Annotated in this window: 15 protein-coding genes and 1 pseudogene; 5 read left to right on the top strand and 11 right to left on the bottom strand. The window is 71.0% G+C overall.

All coding sequences use genetic code 11. From position 1 onward, the window contains the following. Positions 1–130: 130 nt before the first annotated feature. The 5 genes from ACIOJE_RS40080 to ACIOJE_RS40060 all read right to left on the bottom strand — a co-directional run bounded on the left by ACIOJE_RS40080 (position 131) and on the right by ACIOJE_RS40060 (position 5,884). Positions 131–805, bottom strand: coding sequence for a GAP family protein (locus tag ACIOJE_RS40080; protein WP_400783460.1), 675 nt, complete (start codon positions 803–805; stop codon positions 131–133). 249 nt (positions 806–1,054) lie between these two features. Further along, positions 1,055–2,479, bottom strand: a complete 1,425-nt coding sequence (gene argG, locus ACIOJE_RS40075; protein ID WP_280680568.1) for an argininosuccinate synthase — start codon at positions 2,477–2,479, stop codon at positions 1,055–1,057. 358 nt (positions 2,480–2,837) lie between these two features. Then, entirely contained in the window at positions 2,838–3,368 is a 531-nt protein-coding gene (locus ACIOJE_RS40070) for a hypothetical protein (RefSeq protein ID WP_400783457.1), read from the bottom strand. 101 nt (positions 3,369–3,469) lie between these two features. Continuing rightward, positions 3,470–4,153 carry a rhomboid-like protein gene (locus ACIOJE_RS40065; protein WP_280680566.1) on the bottom strand — a complete coding sequence of 228 codons (684 nt, stop codon included), beginning with the start codon at positions 4,151–4,153 and terminating at the stop codon, positions 3,470–3,472. A gap of 72 nt (positions 4,154–4,225) precedes the next feature. Further along, entirely contained in the window at positions 4,226–5,884 is a 1,659-nt protein-coding gene (locus tag ACIOJE_RS40060) for a serine/threonine-protein kinase (RefSeq protein WP_400783454.1), read from the bottom strand. A 103-nt stretch (positions 5,885–5,987) separates the two neighbouring features. Here ACIOJE_RS40060 and ACIOJE_RS40055 point away from each other — a divergent pair, with 103 nt between their 5' ends. Together ACIOJE_RS40055 and ACIOJE_RS40050 are read left to right on the top strand one after the other, a co-directional pair. Continuing rightward, complete coding sequence (locus ACIOJE_RS40055) at positions 5,988–6,146, top strand: hypothetical protein (protein WP_400783451.1); 159 nt, start codon at positions 5,988–5,990, stop codon at positions 6,144–6,146. Between the two features lie 28 nt (positions 6,147–6,174). Beyond that, positions 6,175–6,885, top strand: coding sequence for a rhomboid-like protein (locus ACIOJE_RS40050; RefSeq protein ID WP_280680564.1), 711 nt, complete (start codon positions 6,175–6,177; stop codon positions 6,883–6,885). Positions 6,886–6,898: 13 nt separating this feature from the next. Here ACIOJE_RS40050 and ACIOJE_RS40045 read toward each other — a convergent pair whose 3' ends face one another. The 3 genes from ACIOJE_RS40045 to ACIOJE_RS40035 form a co-directional block, all read right to left on the bottom strand. Then, positions 6,899–7,849: a YhjD/YihY/BrkB family envelope integrity protein gene (locus ACIOJE_RS40045; RefSeq protein WP_400783449.1), complete on the bottom strand. Its 951-nt coding sequence runs from the start codon at positions 7,847–7,849 to the stop codon at positions 6,899–6,901. Between the two features lie 201 nt (positions 7,850–8,050). Further along, positions 8,051–8,209: a hypothetical protein gene (locus ACIOJE_RS40040; protein ID WP_400783446.1), complete on the bottom strand. Its 159-nt coding sequence runs from the start codon at positions 8,207–8,209 to the stop codon at positions 8,051–8,053. A 446-nt stretch (positions 8,210–8,655) separates the two neighbouring features. Further along, the gene (locus tag ACIOJE_RS40035; RefSeq protein WP_400783444.1) at positions 8,656–10,170 is read right to left on the bottom strand and encodes an MBL fold metallo-hydrolase; all 1,515 of its coding nucleotides are present in this window, start codon (positions 10,168–10,170) and stop codon (positions 8,656–8,658) included. A 78-nt stretch (positions 10,171–10,248) separates the two neighbouring features. Here ACIOJE_RS40035 and ACIOJE_RS40030 point away from each other — a divergent pair, with 78 nt between their 5' ends. After that, positions 10,249–10,914, top strand: coding sequence for a TetR/AcrR family transcriptional regulator (locus ACIOJE_RS40030; protein ID WP_400783441.1), 666 nt, complete (start codon positions 10,249–10,251; stop codon positions 10,912–10,914). A 501-nt stretch (positions 10,915–11,415) separates the two neighbouring features. Here the strand turns inward: ACIOJE_RS40030 and ACIOJE_RS40025 are convergent. After that, complete coding sequence (locus ACIOJE_RS40025; RefSeq protein ID WP_400783438.1) at positions 11,416–12,168, bottom strand: helix-turn-helix domain-containing protein; 753 nt, start codon at positions 12,166–12,168, stop codon at positions 11,416–11,418. A 263-nt stretch (positions 12,169–12,431) separates the two neighbouring features. Between ACIOJE_RS40025 and ACIOJE_RS40020 the strand changes: the two genes are divergently transcribed. Continuing rightward, complete coding sequence (locus tag ACIOJE_RS40020; RefSeq protein ID WP_400783462.1) at positions 12,432–13,661, top strand: serine hydrolase domain-containing protein; 1,230 nt, start codon at positions 12,432–12,434, stop codon at positions 13,659–13,661. 274 nt (positions 13,662–13,935) lie between these two features. Beyond that, positions 13,936–14,109: pseudogene (locus ACIOJE_RS40015) on the top strand (GDP-mannose 4,6-dehydratase); the annotation flags it as partial. A 178-nt stretch (positions 14,110–14,287) separates the two neighbouring features. Here ACIOJE_RS40015 and ACIOJE_RS40010 read toward each other — a convergent pair. Together ACIOJE_RS40010 and ACIOJE_RS40005 are read right to left on the bottom strand one after the other, a co-directional pair. Further along, positions 14,288–15,742, bottom strand: coding sequence for a multicopper oxidase family protein (locus ACIOJE_RS40010; protein ID WP_400783436.1), 1,455 nt, complete (start codon positions 15,740–15,742; stop codon positions 14,288–14,290). 467 nt (positions 15,743–16,209) lie between these two features. Next, on the bottom strand, positions 16,210–16,383 hold the full coding sequence (locus ACIOJE_RS40005; RefSeq protein WP_400783434.1) for an SMI1/KNR4 family protein: 174 nt from the start codon (positions 16,381–16,383) through the stop codon (positions 16,210–16,212). Positions 16,384–16,841 lie beyond the last annotated feature (458 nt).

The following is a 16,841-nucleotide window of genomic DNA, read 5'->3' as shown; positions in this document are numbered from 1 at the left end:
CGCGGTGGAGCCATGAATCCCACCGCAAGACCGCCCAAGCCAACACCGTCGAGGACCTCATCGCAGCGTAATCAACCGGCCACCCGACAGGCTCTCAGACTCAGGTTCGGGTTCGGGCTCACGGTCGGGCTCAGGCTCGGGTGAGCCCGGTGATGGCGTCGCCGACGTACTCGGCCCCGAGTACGGCCAGCACCGTGGTCGTGATCGCCGCATTGTGCGTGGCCATCCAGGCCTTCCACTCCCCGAGGGCCCGCGCCGAACGGCCCCCGCCGAGCAGGTGGACCCCGAGCGGCACCAGCGTGCACAGCGAGCCGACCAGCACCATCAGCGCGGCGGCCACCGCCTTGCCCCCGTCACCGCCCGTACTGGCGGCGATGGAGGCCGCGCCGCCGACGGCCAGTACCAGGTTCTTCGGGTCGGCCACGGCCAGCACCACCGCCAGAGCGGCGGACCTGCCCGGGGTGAGGCGGTCCACCGTCCGCATCCACGGCGGAGGCGCGGTGATGTGCCCCTCGCGCGGCCGGTCGCGCCACTGCCTCCCGGCCATCAGCACCAGCAGGACACCGAGCGCGAGCTTCAGCCAGGACGACCAGCTCGGCGTGGCGTCGCCCGCACCCGGCCCGCTGCCCGCCGCCACCACGACCGCCACCATCGCCGCCAGGCCGACGACCCAGCCGCAGGCGAAGGCGATCCCGTTGGCCCGGCCACGCGGTGTGGCCAGGATCAGGATCACGGCGACCAGCGTGAGCGGGCTGATCGCGATACCCACCGCCGACGCCAGCATCGGACCGACCGCCTCGCCCATCCCCGCTCCCGCCTCCTCGCGGCGGCCCCCGCGTGTCCGGAGAAGGTGCCGCCCGGCGTGGCGCGCTCCGCTGAACGCACGCCCTCCCCATTCAGCGACGGCCGGGCCCGCCCCGCGCGGTCGACGCCGCCATGCGGGTGAGGCGGCCGCACTCCTGCGCCCTGGGAACGACTCCTGCAACCCGGGAACGCCGGAGGGCCGCCGCACCACACCGGTGCGGCGGCCCTCCGACGTGGTCACGGCATCGGATCAGTCGTTGCCCGACTCGATCGCCGCGTTGTCGAGCGCGGTGGACTCCGCCGCGACCGCCTCGGCGCTGAGGCTGGCAGCCGCGATCGGCGCCGCCCCGCCCGGGGCCAGCTCGCCGATCAGGCCGCTCCACGGCGCCAGCTGGCCGTGCACCGCGTAGTGCTCCAGCTTGCTGCGGGAGTCGGCGATGTCGAGGTTGCGCATGGTCAGCTGGCCGATGCGGTCGTTCGGCACGAACGCGGCGTCGACGCTGCGCTCCATGGACAGCTTCTCGGGGTGGTAGCTGAGGTTCGGGCCCTGGGTGTCCAGCACCGAGTAGTCCTGGCCGCGCCGCAGCCGCAGCGTGACGCTGCCGGTGACCGGCTGGCCGACCCAGCGCTGCAGGCTGTCGCGGAGCATCAGCGCCTGCGGGTCGAACCAGCGGCCCTCGTAGAGCAGCCGGCCGAGCCGGCGGCCCTGGGTGTGGTAGGTCGCGACGGTGTCCTCGTTGTGGATCGCGTTGATCAGCCGCTCGTAGGCGGTGTGCAGCAGCGCCATGCCGGGCGCCTCGTAGATGCCGCGGCTCTTGGCCTCGATGATGCGGTTCTCGATCTGGTCCGACATGCCCAGGCCGTGGCGCCCGCCGATCCGGTTGGCCTCGTGCACCAGCTCGACCGCGTCGGCGAACTCCCGGCCGTTGATGCGGACCGGACGACCGAACTCGAACTCGATCGTCACGTCCTCGGTCCGGATCTCGACGGCCGGGTCCCAGAAGGCCACGCCCATGATCGGGCTGACGATCTCCATCGAGGTGTCCAGGTACTCCAGCCGCTTGGCCTCGTGGGTGGCGCCCCAGATGTTGGCGTCGGTGGAGTAGGCCTTCTCGGCGGAGTCGCGGTACGGCAGGTCGCGCTCGGACAGCCAGGCGGACATCTCCTTGCGGCCGCCGAGCTCGGCGACGAACGCCTGGTCCAGCCACGGCTTGTAGATCCGCAGGCTGGGGTTGGCGAGCAGGCCGTAGCGGTAGAACCGCTCGATGTCGTTGCCCTTGTAGGTGGAGCCGTCGCCCCAGATGGACACCTCGTCCTCGTGCATCGCGCGGACCAGCAGGGTGCCGGTCACGGCGCGGCCGAGCGGGGTGGTGTTGAAGTACGTCTGCCCGGCGGAGCGGATGTGGAAGGCGCCGCAGGCGAGGGCGGCCAGGCCCTCCTCGACCAGTGCCGCCCGGCAGTCGACCAGGCGGGCCTGCTCGGCACCGTAGGCGCGGCCGCGGGCCGGGACGTCGGCGAGGTTCGGCTCGTCGTACTGGCCGATGTCGGCCGTGTAGGCGTACGGGACCGCGCCGTGCTCGCGCATCCACGCGACGGCGACGGAGGTGTCCAGTCCACCGGAGAATGCGATGCCGATCCGTTCACCGACCGGCAGCTTGCTCAAGACCTTCGACATGCATGCACCCTTGACCCGCGCGGCGGCGCGGGCTCCTGACTTAGCGACGTGTGAGGGGATTCGGCGTATCCGATGCCCGCACTCTGGCATAGATTTGCAGAGTACCGCAAGAGCATACGATCGTGTCGGTGGGGGCGGCGGCTGGCGTCGCCGCCCCCCGCCGCGGTCGATCGGCCGTAGGCGCCGTCAAGTGGCTTGCGTGGTCAGGGTGTTGGGCGGCCCGGCCGGTCGGGTCGAGGAGCTGGACGCCGTCGCGGGCTCCGGCGTGGAAGGGGCCGGCCCGGTATGGGGAACATGAGACGGCCGGGCCCCACCCCGGGAGTGTGCTGGGGTGGGGCCCGGCCGGGCAGTGGGGTCGTCAGGAGGCGCTGTCGGCGTCCGGCCCCTGGGCGCGCAGGCGGCGGACGTTCTCCAGCGACTCGCGCAGTTCGGTGAGCCAGGAGTCGGAGTGGCGCTGCACCAGCCGGACGCACCAGGCGAGCGCCTCGCTGCGGCTACGGGCGACGCCCGCCTCCACCAGGGTGTCGAGCACCTGCCGTTCGGGCTGGCGCAGCCGGGTCATGACGGGGGCGGAGACCGTGGTGAACATGCCCCGCAGGTCGCCGCACTCGGCGCCCCAGGAGATCTTGCGGCCGTATCGGCGCTCGGCCTCGCGGGCGACGGCGATCCGGGCGTCCCTGGTCCGGTCGCGGAACTCGGCGATCCGGCCCTCGAACGCCGCTTCGCGCTCGGCGTCCGGGGCTGTCCCGTCGAGGGCCGGTTCGGGAATGCGGCCGACGACGGTGATCTCCTCGCGGTCCGCGGTGATCTCGACGATTTCGGTGAACAGGTCGGCGGGGAGGCGGCCGGTGAACCAACCCCGGAGCTCTTCGGGCGAGGTTGTAATCATGTAATCAGCATTACTCGGCGTGGAAAGGATGGCAAGACCCCGGGGAGACCGGAGGAGAAGGGGCGCCGGGCCGGCAGTGCAGGATGGCCGGCGTGCGGCCGTCAGCGCACGGCGGAGCGCGGGCCCGGGGTGCGGGCACGGGCGCGCAGCCAGGCCGTCCGGGAGGCCAGCACGCCGAGGCCGAGCGCCACCAGGTGCCCGGCGTCGGCCAGTTGCTGGTCCAGCGCCCAGGCCAGGGCCAGCCCCGCCGCGAGCGCGGGCAGGCCGAACCGGCGCAGCGGGGCCGGGCCCAGGGCCAGCAGGCAGCCGGCGGTGGCGACCAGCCCGTAACTGATCCCGACGTCACGCGCCCGGGACAGCGCCCCCGGGATCCGGACGGTGAGCATCACCCACATGGCGCCCTCGGTGAGCAGAGTGGCTCCCAGGTGCCCGAAGACGAAGACCGCGCCGGCCCGGGCCGGCCCCCAACGCCACTCGGCCAGGCCCAGCGCCACGGCCACCGCCGCGATGCCCGCCCAGGCGGGCACCCCGTCGACCACCAGCCCGCTGGTGAACATCGTCCACCACTTGCCGACCTCCATGTGATGGACGTTGCTGCTGTTGTGCCGGACGAAACGGGCCCGCGCGGCGTGGCTCTGGCCGGCCAGCCAGCAGGCCGTCGCGGTCAGCAGCAGTACGTACACCGTGGTGAGCCGCAGCCGGGCCGCCGCGCGCAGCGCTGGGTGCCGGGCGGTGGTGCCGACGTCGATGCCCGCGGATGCGGTCGGTGCGCCGTGCTCCCTCATCGTGCCTGTCGCCCTCGCTGTGCGGTTCCCGGTGGTGCCGCCCGGTCGGCCCCGGCGGCCCGCCCCGGGCGGTCAGATCGCCAGCGTACGCCAGCCGCGGGTGATCTCCTCGCGGACGGCGCCCGGGTCCGGCGCCGGGACGCCCGGTGTCGGACGGGCCGTCAGCAGCTCCAGCAGCGCCGTACCGTCCGCCGGGCGTCCGGCCGGGTCGGCGCTCAGCGCGCGGATCACGACTGCGGCCAGCGCCGGGTCCAGGGCGTGCACCGCCGCCAGCGCGGCGGGCTCGGGGCCGGTGTCCACGATCCGCCGGATCACCGCGCCCGTGCTGGTCGCCGCGAACGGGCTGGCGCCGTGCGCGGCGCAGACCACGCAGCACGCCCACGCCCAGACGTCCGCGGCCGTCCCGACCCGGTCCTCGCCGAACTGCTCCGGCGCCATGTAGGTCAGGGTGCCGGGACCGCCGCCGGTCATGGTGAGCCGGGTGCCGTCCACCAGCGCCGCGATGCCGAAGTCGAGCAGCCGCGGGCCCGCGGTGGTCAGCATGATGTTGGCCGGCTTGAGGTCCCGGTGGATCAGCCCCAGCCGGTGCACCCCCGACAGTGCGACGGTCAGCGCCAGCGCGAGGGCCCGCAGCGCCTCGGGGGAGCGGATCGGCCCCTGCTCGCGCAGATACGCGTCCAGCGGACGGCCGTCCAGCAGTTCCATCGCCAGGTACGGCCGCCCGCCGTCCACCCCGCCGTCGAGCACCCGGGCGGTGTAGGCGCCGGGCACCATGGCCAGCACCTCCGCCTCGCGTTCGAAGCGGCGCAACAGCTCGGCGTTGTCCAGGAGTTCGAGGTTGATGGTCTTCAGTGCCACCTGCGTCGCCGCACCCTCGCGCCGGGCCAGGTACACGGTGCCCATCCCGCCGGAGCCGATCCGGCCGAGCAGCTGGTAGCCGCCGATGGTGCGCGGTTCGCCTGGGTGCAGCGGCTGGTGCGGGATCGCGCCGGTGGCGGCGAGCGGCACGACCGGCCCGGTGCGCAGCGGCGCGGCGGGCGCCGGGTCGGCCTGCGTCGGGACGTACGCCGGGGGCTGCTGCTGGTACGCGGCAGTCGGCGGGTACGGGGTGGGTTGCGCGGGTGTGAACGCGGGTGGGGCCGGCGGTGCGGCCGGGACGGCGGGGCGGTGGCGTCCGCTGACCACGGTCGCGACGATCTGGAACACCAGGGCGGCCAGGATCAGGCCGACCGGCAGCACGAGCGCGCCGAGCACCGCGCGCAGGACGAACCCGCCGGCCAGCCGGAGCCGGGTCGAGCCGGACGACCACACCTCGGGCGGCATGCCGGCCCGCAGCAGACGGTGCTGGGTCAGGAACCAGAGCAGGAGCCAGAGCACCAGGACCGCGATCACCGCTACGAGGTAGTAGGTCTGCGCGACGCCGCGGCTCAGGTGCATGTCGAGGGCCAGATACCGGGAGTTGGCCGGGTCGATCGGCAACCGCAGGACGCGGGCGCCCACGATGTTCACGAAGGTCAGCAGCGCCATCAGCCCGCCGCCGCAGGCGAGCCCCACCGCGAGTTCGCCGAACAGCGACGCCAGGCCCTTCGGGCCGCCGCCGCCCTCCCGGGCCGCCAACGCCCGCTGCCGGACGTCCAGGTGATAGCGCCGCAGCAGTGGCAGGCTCACCAGCCGCACCACCAGCGCCACGCCGATCACGACCGGTATGTCCACGCTGAGGATCGTGTTCACGCGTTCCGCCCTTCCCCCTGCTGTCGGCAGAGGGAGTATAGGCGGCCCGCGAGTTCGCCCGATTGCAGCAACTGGCCTGGCCGCGGCGGGCCGCAGCAGGTTGGTGGCACCCTCCGCCGAGGACGACCTCGACGTCGACCTCGCCGACGCCGTCGCCCACGCGATCGCCACCGACCGGCCCGAACTGCCGCTGCCCGGCCCGCGAGCCCGCGATCACTCGAAGGGCGCAGCGCGTCGACGCGTCGGGGGACGCCCCGAGTGAGGGTGAAGGGAACGACGAGGAGGCGCCGATGACCGGTGGCATCACCAGCGCGACCGGAACGGACCGGCGCCCTTGGTGGGCACGCCTCGTCCTGGCCGTCTGGGCCTACGTCCGCCATGCGCCGGGCACCTACGTGTGGCTGGCGATCCTGCTCGCCACCACGCAGGTGATCCACCACGTCGACACCGCGACCGCCGACCGGATCCTGGAACGGCGCTCGACCAACCTGCACCACCTGCAGGTCTCACCGGTGCGCGTGCTGGTCACCAGCGCGCTGTGGATCGCGGGCGGCGGGTGGTTGAGCTACTTCGTGCTCTACAACCTCTTCCACGTGCCCGCCGAACGCTGGCTCGGCACCCTGCGCTGGATCTCGGTCGCGATGGCCGCGCACGTCGGCGCCACCTACCTCAGCGAGGGCGTCCTCGGCTGGGCGATCCACCGCGGCATCGCCCCGCCGAAGGCCGTCTACACCGTCGACTACGGCGTCAGCTACGCGCTCGCCGGAGTGATCGCCGTGCTGACCTACCTGATCGTGCGGCCGTGGCGGTACGCGTACGTGGCCGGTGTGCTGCTCTGTTACGGCCTGGGCGTCGCGCAGAGCCGGGACTACACCAGCATCGGCCACTTCAGCGCCGTGTTGATCGGCCTGGCCTGCTACCCGCTGACCCGGAGCCGCCCCGGCTCCTGGGACCCGGTCGCCACGGGCCGGCGCGTCCGGCGGCGGCTGCGTCGGGGGTGACGGGGGTGACGGGTCAGCGGGTGCTCGGATCGTCAGGGGTGGTTGTGCCCGGGGTGGTCGTGCTCGGGGTGGTCGTGCTCGGCGCGGGCGAGTCTTTGGCGGGCGCTCCCAGGTAGGCGTTCAGCGGCGGTTCCTGGGCCAGCACCGCCCCGGCCGTGACGGAGAAGGTGACGGCGGCGCAGAACGCGATCAGCCAGGACAGGATCATCAGCACCGGGCCCAGCGAACCGTACTGGGCCAGCGCGCGGTTCAGCGCGTCCGGCATGTAGACACGGGCGGTCAGCGACATCGCGGTGGCCGCGGCGGCGGTCAGCAGCGCACCGGGCAGCAGCGGCAGCCAGCCGACCCGGGCGCTGAGCAGCAGGTGGGTGGTCCACCACCAGACGACGAGCGATGCGATGAAGGTGAGTGGCAGGCCGAGCCAGAAGCCGGTGCCGAAGCCGTCCCGCAGCGGGCCCTGGAAGAGCAGCACGGCCAGCCAGGCCACGACCCACAGCAGCCACCGCCACGCCGCCACCCGGGTGCGCGCCTTCGGCAGCCGCCACGCCCGTTCGCAGACCCGGGCGACCGCGCGGCTGCAACTGGTCGCCGACAGCAGCGCCATCAGGACGCCGATGAACCCGGTGGTCTGTCGCAGGTCGTCATTGCCGTACAACGACTGGTGCAACTGCTGGTCCGTGGCGCCGGAGACGCCGAAGAGCGAGCGGAGTGAGGCGACCAGTTGGTCCCGCACGCCGACCGGGGCGAACGCGCCCACCGCGAACAGCAGCGGCACGGAGGTCAGGAACACCTGGGCAGCCATCCGGGTGGCGGCGTCCAGCAGACCGGGGGAGAGCAGCCGGGCCGTCAGCTCGGTGATCACCGGGAAGCGCCGCTCGGCCTCGGCCCGCATCCGCTCCACCTGCCTGCGCCCCCGGGCCAGCCGCTCCCTCCAGCGGCCGGAGGCCTCCCGCACCGACCTCATCCCTCGGTCCTCCCGCAGCCGGGCCATGGCCCGACCCAGTCAAGGTGAGGCCGGCCCATCTCGCCACCGGGGGGCGGCGGGCCTGGTGCGGTTGGTCTGGTGCCTCCCGGGCTGCTGCCCCGTCCGCTCGTGCTGGGCGGGCGGGGCAGCAGCCGGTGGGACGGGGGTCAGTGGGACGGGGGCGCCGGACGTGGGACAGTGCTACCGGCCGACGGATTGGGCCAGGCAGCGGATGTTGCCCTCGCTGTCCTTGAACCAGGCGGCCCGCATGTCGTCGCGTTCGACGAGGCCGTTGACGGTCGTCAGCCCGGGGAAGTCGTACTCCTCGAACGTGATGCCGCGGTCGCGCAGGGCGGACATCTCGCCGTCGAGGTCCGAGACCTTGAAGCTGGCGAGGGTGTGGGCGGCCTGTCCGCCGCTGGGGGTGCGGTCGATGGTGAACCGGGTTCCGCCGCAGTCGCAGACCAGTTCCTCGTCGGTCTCCTCGGCGAGCTACGTTCGCGATGTGATCCACGTCTTCAACGAGCGGGGAGATTCGATGCGCTGGACCCACAATGGAGCGGAGGACCCCCGAAGGCGATCAGTGAGCGGGTGCGTGAGCACATCCGACTGATCGCTCGGACGTCCCCCGCCGACCCGGACATCACCGGCATCGCCACCTGGAGCCCGCCGGACCTCGCGGAGGCGCTGGACCCCACGCAGGCGCTGGGCCGCGCGGAGGTACCGCCGGATCGCCGATGCCTACGAGGGCACCCCGTCGGCACACCCGGTCCCCGCCGCAGCGGGCCGGCCGGCGCCGCCTTCGGTCACGCCGCGCTCGGCGGCTCGGTGAGCCATCCGTCGAGGGGGACCTGGCAGGAGTTGAGGATGCCGGCGACCAGCGTGTAGGTGCCGACCAGCGCCAGCAGTTCCAGCAGTTGCGGCGTGGAGTGGCGCGCGGCCAGCGCCTGCCAGGTGGCCGGGGACAGCGTGTGCTCCGTGCACAGTTCGTCGACGGCCCGCAGCAGCGCCCGGTCGGCCTCGTCCCAATCGGGGTGGTCCGGTCCGCCCGCGACGCCGGCGATCTCGGGCCCGGTCACCCCGACGGCGGCGGCGAGGCGGGCATGGTGCTCCCACTCATACGTCGAGCCGGTTCGGTGAGCGGTCCGAAGGATGACCAGTTCCCGTTCGCGGGGCGGGATCAGCCCCTGGGCGAGCTGGGTCAGCAGGGGCGCCAGGGCGACCAGCAGGTCGGGATGGTTGCCGATGGTCGCCAGGACGTTGAGCACCGGGCGGCCGGCCAGCGGACCGGCGCCACCCGCGAGTACCTGCGCGGCGGGGCCCTCCAGCCGCGCGGCCAGGGCGGCGATCTCGGCTGCGGGCCGAGGCGTCACCCGGGGGGCCGCCTCGCCCGGGTGCGGCGTGGCGTAGTGGCCGAGGCAGCCCATCAAGTCCACCTCCCCAGGGGTGCCGTCGCCGTTGAGCCCGCGGTAGACGGCGCCGATGTTGAGCACCAGGCGTTCGGGGCCGGCCCAGTCGGCGAAGCCGTCCAGGTCCATCTCCCGGGCGGCCTGCAGCACGGGTGTGCCCGCTCGGTGTGCGCGTACGGCGTGGTCGTGGACGCGCTCCAGGTAGTCGCGGAAGAGACGGACCTCGGGCTTGCCGACGACCGGGCCGTGCCCGGGCACGATCGCCTCGACGTCCAGCCCCAGGATGAGGTCGCAGGCGGCGATCCAGTTCTCCACCGGGCCGCTGTGGATCACCGGGTGGCCGCCGACGAACAGGATGTCCCCGGCGAACAGGACGGCGGCGTCCGGCACATGGACGAGCAGGTCCCCGGAGGTGTGCGCCGGACCGACCTCGATCAGCCGGACGGTGCGGCCGCCCACCGCGACCTCCAGTTCGCCGCCGAAGGTGCGGGTCGGCAGCGTCGGGGTGATGCCGGCGAAGTCGAAGGTCCGCAGCATCTCCTCGGCGACCCGCGGGAGCGGGACCTCGCCCGGCGCGGCGAACAACTCGTGGAGGTGGTCGCCTCGCATGGCGGCCGCGGCGGCCTCGGTGGCGACGATCGTGGCATCGGGGAGCAGCTGGTTTCCCCACCAGTGGTCGCCGTCGGCGTGGCTGTTGACCAGGGTGCCGATCGTGAGCCCGGGCAGGGCCCGAGTCATCGCGGCCAGCATGGCGCGGGTCTGCGGCACGGTGAACAGGGTGTCGACGAGCAGCGCTTCCGCGCCGGAGACGATCAGTCCGGCGTTGCTGAAGCCCCAGGAGCCGTTGGGCTGCAGATAGGCATAGGTGTCTGCGGCGATCTCGTGCAGACCGAGCGTGTAGGGGACGGCCATCGTTGGACCTCCTCGCTTGATGTACTTGAGTGCCAATATGTACTCAAGTACGGATCTGGATTCAAGTACACTCGCGGGGTGAGATCGACAACGCCGCAGGAACCGGCCGCTCGGCAGAACCGGCAGGACCGGCGCGGACAGCGCCGCAACGCGACACGGGACCGGCTGCTGACCGCGGCCCTGGACCTGTTCGCCACCCAGGGGTACGCGACCACCACGTACGACCACATCGCCGAGCGCGCCGACGTGGGACGCCAGACGGCGTTCAACCACTTCCGCCGCAAGGAGGACTTCGTGACCGCCTGGGTCCAGCAGCGGCACGACCTGGTGGACCGGCAGGACGAGACCGACGCGTCCGACAGTCGCTCCGCCGTCGAGGTCCTGGCCGGCGAGCTACGCGTGCTCGCGGAACTCAACGAGCGGGACTACGCGCTGGCCAAGGAACTCCACGACAGCGGCGTCCTGCACTCCGCCTTCGCTCTGGGCGCCGCCACGCCGCGCGCGCTCCTCGCCGCCGTCACCCGCGGCCAGCAGCGCGGCGAGATCCGCCCCGACCTCGACCCGGGAACCGTCGCCGACATGATCTTCGACGGCTACGTCACGGCCCTGAGCCGCTGGCTGCGCACCGACGGCGGCCACCCGCTCGCCGAGTCCCTGCTCACCAGGCTCACCGTCCTTGCCACCGGCTTCGCGCCCGGCGACACCACCCTCCCCACTGCCGCAACCGGACCGCGGAACCCGTAGGGCCGCGCGGGAAGACACCCGCATCCCACCACGGCCGCCGACCCGGCGCCGGCCCCGAGATCCACGCGGAGCAGCAGACGGGGACCCTATTCCAGCGAGCCGAGCCGGACGGCCCGCATGATCTCCCGGAAGTGCGCGCCAAGGAGAGTCGAGAGAAGTCGGGAAGGTTCGGGCGGCTGGCTGCGCTGTCACGCGAGCACCACCGGTCTGGGCGACGCTTCGAGTTTGCGCTCTGACCTGCAGGGATGTCTCATGCGGCGTCGCGCCGAGGCTCTGCGGTGGGCGTCGGACGGTCGGCCGCAGTCAGCGCAAAGGGACCGCAGAAGGTCCCGCCGGCACTTTCACGGCTGGGCGATGCCGAGAACGCGTGAGTCTCGCGTTTGCGCTCGTAAGGCAGAGTCTGCTCGTACTTGTGCTGACCTCTTGCTGACCGCATCTGAGGGCACGTCAGGCATCCGAGCCTGGCCGCAGTGAGCGACCGAATCCCGCCACCCCTCGTCGTCATCGATCCCTCTGACCCGTACTCGCTCTGCCACCCGCACGGCTCCGAGTGGCCGTGCGCTGCCGCCATTGGTCCATCGCCTGCTGGAGGGCCTCGCTCATGATCAGGAGGAACTCCGCGGAGGAGCTGAAGCGGCCGCCGGCCCGGGTGGTGGTGCCGAGGACCTCCGCCCCGCGCTGCGATGCGGCGATCAGGGCATCGTTCATCTGCATCGCGGCCAGGGTGGAGCGGAGCCAGATGTCATCGTCGATGACGTAGCGCTCGCGGCGTTCGCCGGGAGTCCGTTCGCGCCTGACGATTCCCTGCTGTTCGAGGAAGTTGACGGCGTGCGAGACGGACGCGGGGCTGACGCGGAGGCTCTGGACCAGGTCCGCGGCGGTGAGGGCGCCGCAATCGGTGACGTACAGGCAGACCAGCGCCCTGGCCGCCATCCTGGGCAGCCCCTGCTGTTCGAGGAGGACTGTGAAGAACTCCGTGAACTCCCGGACCTCTTGGGGGTCGCGCCCGTGGTCGCTGTGGGGAACTGCCGGCGCCGGGGGCTGGTCCGGCTTCCGGCGGCGCGCACGCTGCTGCGTGGCTTCCTGTGCCCGGTTTGCCCGATAGCCCTCGGGCCCGCCGTTGCGGGTGACCTCCCGCATGACGGTTGAGGCGGGCCGCCCCAGGCGTCGGCCGATCTCGGTGTAGCCGAGCCCCTCGGCCAGTCCATCGGCAATGAGCCGGCGGTCCTCGCCGGTGAGTCTGCCTCCAGGCATCGATGCTCTCGCCCCTCTGTCGGCCTGCGCGGGGCCCGATGTCCGCACGCTTCCGCTCCGCAGTATGCATTCACTCGCAACTCATTGCAATGCAAGCCTTGATCGTCCATTGCATTCAGCGCCAAGCTCATTGCAATATCAAGGCAATGTCTCTTCCCTGCAGGCCAATGCAGCTATCTGTTCTCGTTGACTGATCTGTGAACGCAATGTAGCTTCGTGGTTGTTCAGTAGTTCCCGAACACTCATGCAGGGGGAGATTCATGATGGGGAAGAGCGGCGGCGGCTTGTCCGAAGCAGGGCTGCGCAGGATGCGCGACGTGCTGGCGCGGCACGTCGAGTCCGGGAAGATCCCCGGGCTCGTCGCGCTGGTCGGCCGAGGCGACGAGACGCACGTCGAAGCGATCGGGACGATGAGTCGCGACGGCGGCGCGACGATGCGCCGGGACACGATCTTCCGGATGGCTTCGACGTCCAAGCCGGTCACGATGGCGGCGGCGATGGTCCTGCTGGACGAGTGCAGGCTTCGGCTGGACGACCTGGTGGAGCAGTGGCTGCCGGAACTCGCCGATCGGCGGGTGCTGAAGCGGATCGACGGCCCGCTGGACGACACGGTGCCGGCGAAGCGGCCGATCACCGTGCGGGACGTGCTGACCTCCACCTTCGGGCTCGGCATGGACATGACGTCGCTGGGTACCCCGATCATGAACGCGGTCTTCGAGCAGGGGCTCACACCCGATCTGCCGGTGCCGATGCCCGAGCCGGACGAGTGGATGCGCCGCCTCGGCACGCTTCCGCTGATGCACCAGCCCGGAGAGAGCTGGCAGTACCACCTCGCCAGTGACCTCCTCGGCGTGCTCGTCGCCAGGGTCACCGGCCAGCCCTTCGAGACCTTCCTGCGCGAGCGCGTCTTCGACCCGCTGGGCATGAAGGACACCGGCTTCCACGTCCCAGCCGGCAAGATCGACCGCCTGCCTCCCCTCTACGCCCCGAACCCGCAGACCGGGGAGTTCACCGTCTGGGACGAGCCGGCGGACGGACGCTGGAGCAAGCCTCCGGCGTTCCAGGGCGGCGGAGGCGGGCTGGCCTCCACCGTCGACGACTACCACGCCTACTTCCGCATGCTGCTGAACCGCGGAACGCACGGCAGCGAGCGGATCCTGTCCCGGTCCGCCGTCCAGCTGATGACCACCAACCGCCTCACGCCCGAGCAGACCGCCGCCCGTACAGCGCTGGCCCGCGACAACGTCCACCTCTCGTACGGCCAAGGGCAGCACGGTGGTTGGGGCTTCGGGATGGCGGTGCGCACCTACCGCGGCGACTACGCCCCCGTCGGCCAGTTCGGCTGGGACGGCGGGAGCGGCACCTCGACCTACGCCGACCCGGACAATCAGCTCACCGGGATCCTGCTCACCCAGGTCGGGATGTCCGTCCCGAACGCGGCGCGGTTGATCCACGATTTCTGGACCACGCTCTACCAGGCGATCGACGACTGACACCGGCCTGGGCCGTCCCAGCACGTCGCGCTCAGCCGCGACACCGTGTGGCCGACCCCGGCAGCCGAACCGAGGACGGTCCCGCAAGGTTCGGGCTCCACCTCGGAGAGCTGTCTGCCTGTTCGGCGTGACGGCCTTCCACTTCCTCGGCCCTGTGCCGATCCGACGGGGGACCGGGCGGCGTGCGCCGGAAGTCTCGCAAATTCCTTAGCCCCTCCTCTGGTTCGCTGGCCGTGCCGAGAGCGCTCCGCGAGCAGTGGTTGAAGGGGAACGGATGTCCAAGCGTGCACTGATCACCGGGGTGACCGGTCAGGACGGGTCTTACCTGGCCGAGCACCTGATCTCCCTGGAATACGAGGTCTGGCGCCTGACCAGGGGGCAGGCCAACCCGCGGAAGGACCGGGTCAGCCGGCTGATCCCGGACCTACAGTTCGTCGATGGCCAGGTAGGCCAGTGCGCCGCCCCTGCCTGCGGCGCACTCAGGGGCCAGATCGCTGGCCTCCGGTGTGAACTGGGCGAATCACTGCATGGAGCGAGCATGACCGCACGTCACCACCGGAAGTGAGCCAGCGCCGTTTACGGGACAGGGTCGTTCTTTGCACAGGCCCCACGGAAGAGTCAACGCGTCACTGGACGATCTCCAGTACTGCCATCATGCCCGCGTCCTCGTGGTTGAGGATGTGGCAGTGCAGGACGGTCTTGCCGGTGTAGTCCTTGAAGTGCATCCGGATGACGAACTCGCCCTTGGCGGGGACGCTCGCAACGTCCTGCAAGCCGTGACCCTGGTGCGGAAGGCCGTTGATGCTCATCAGCTGGAAGTGGTTGGTGTGTACGTGGAAGGAGTGCTCCTCGTTGCTGTCGTTACGAATGGTCCATTCCTCGACCGTGTTCAGCTTGGCCTGGATGTCCACCCGGTTCATGTCGAACTGCTTGCCATTGATGTAGAACTTGGTGCCGTCGTTGTTCTCGGAGAACACGATGGTGCGCCGCGCGGCGACCGGCGCCTGGCTCAAGTCCACTGTCGGTGCGAAGGGCGAGGTGGGCAGCGCCGTCGCCGGCGTGGAAGGTCCCTCGGAGACCAGGGTGGCCAGGGTCGCCTGCGGGAAGGAGTTGCCAGCCGGTCCGGTGTTGTACGCGAGCGTCTGCAGCTGGGAGCGGCCGGGCGGACCGCCTTGCACAAGGACATCGAAGCGGGCGCCGGCTGCGAGGAGGAGCGAGTCGGCCGTCCAGATCCGGTCGACGGGGGTGCCGTCGTGGGCGATCACATGGAACTGCTGTCCTTGCAGCTGAACGTTGTAGTAGATGTTGGCGCTGATGTTGGCCAGCCGCCAGAGCTGGGTCTCACCCGGCCGGATCGAGATGGTCGGGTTCAGCTGGCCGTTGACGGTGCGGTTGGTGGTCCCGCCGATGTGCAGGCCCTGGGTCTTGACGGAGTCGCCCTCGACTTGGAAGTCCTTGAGACCGATGACGTGCTCGGTGATGTTTTGCAGGTTCGCCGGAAGGTACTGCTGGAGCCCCTCGACGATCAGGATGCCTGACAGGCCCCCGGAGACCTGCGGCGCGGAGATGGGGTCCGCGTGTGAGTGGTACCAGTAGGTGCCGGCCCGCAGCGTGGTCGGGAACTGGTACGAGTAGTCGAACGTCTGACCTGGATTGACTTGGATGAAGATGTTGTCGGCGTTTCCGCTCGGCGACACATGGAGCCCGTGGACATGCAGGTTGGTGACCTGGTTCAGCGTGTTCCGCATGGTCACGTCCAGCTTGTCCCCCGGATGGATCCGCAGCGTCGGTGGCATGTAGCTGCCGTTGTAGGTGAGAGCCCACAGCTTGTGGCCGCCCAGGTCCACCTGCTGCCTCTCCACGGCGAGCTCCACCCGCAGTACCCCGTCGTGGCTCACCATCTGCGCCGGTTCCTGCAACGGGGAACCCTCCGCAAACGACAGCGACTGCGAAGAAGAGGGCGACTGCGAAGAAGAGGGCGACTGTGAAGCCGCTCGGCCACCGATGCAGCCGCTCACCAGGGTGGCGAGGGCAACGACCAGGGCAGTGACAAGGAAGGAAGCCTTGTAACGGGAACGCATGACACCTCCGCCTATGGGCACCCACGCCACGCGTAGCTCACTCTCAGTAAGTACCCGGCTGAAGCAGTCTGCGACCCGGGTGGGCCGTTCGTACGACAAGGCCCCTTATCTCCTTGGTGGCCCTGAAACGGGGGCTCCTGGCCTCCGGACCCGGTCTGACTGTTGCCCCCTGTCGAAGGTATGACCTGGGGGTGGTGTCACCGCGGCCCGGAGCACCGTATGACCGCTGATGAGAGGCCTGACCGGCACCCGGCCGAGCGCAATGCCCGGCCACTTGCAGGTGCCGGGTCTGCGTAACCAGGATCCCAGTTGCGGCCGCGGGCCACGAGAGGGGCCCGGCAGGCCGCCGCCCCGCCACTGAGCACGTTCCGGTGTACCGGGCTGGGTATCGGGACGGGACATGTACCTCGACAGTCACTGCCGGGACGGGGAGATCGAGGGGTACAGCGCCTGGCGGATCGTTTCGGCTACAGCTGATACCAGTCGTCTCCTCCGACGCGCAGCGAACGGCCGAGGTAGTCGCGCAGGTTGTTGGCCACCCTGCGGCTGTCGCTCTCGTGCTCCCAGACGAACACGTCCGGGCGCTGCGGCTTCTGCACGAAGGCGAACTGGTCACCGCCCCCGTTGTCGCCGAAGAACATGAGGGCATCGAACGGAGAGCAGCGCCCGCGACAGCGCCGGCGACTGGCGCCGGCTCCCGATCCCCCACGGACGCGGTCTGGTCGAGTACGTCATCGACGCGCACAGCCACCTCGTACGCCTCACCCGCATCATCCCCCTCTGACGAGCCACCGCCCCGCTGCCCGCTTCGGCATCAGGGCCACAACCCCGCAGACAGCCTCAAGCACGACCCTCTCTGTCAGCCTTGGGTGAGACAACCGGCAACCAGTCAAACTCCGCTGAGACTGGTGAAACTTCGCTGCGACGGGTCACATCCGAGAAACCCAGTGGCCTCCAAGCGATCTGGGCCAACACCCTGGAGCCGGCAGCTCCACTGCCCTGGTAGGGAGTGTCATGAATCAGGTGGACACCCTGATCAAGGGAGACACTGATGAGCTCGCTGACGGATCACCAGATCGGGTCGGCTTCTGACGGTTCG

It is taken from the genome of Kitasatospora sp. NPDC087861, assembly GCF_044742585.1.
Classification (GTDB): Bacteria; Actinomycetota; Actinomycetes; order Streptomycetales; family Streptomycetaceae; genus Kitasatospora.
Note: the sequence above shows the minus strand (reverse complement) of the source record. Positions and strands in the feature narration are given on the sequence as shown.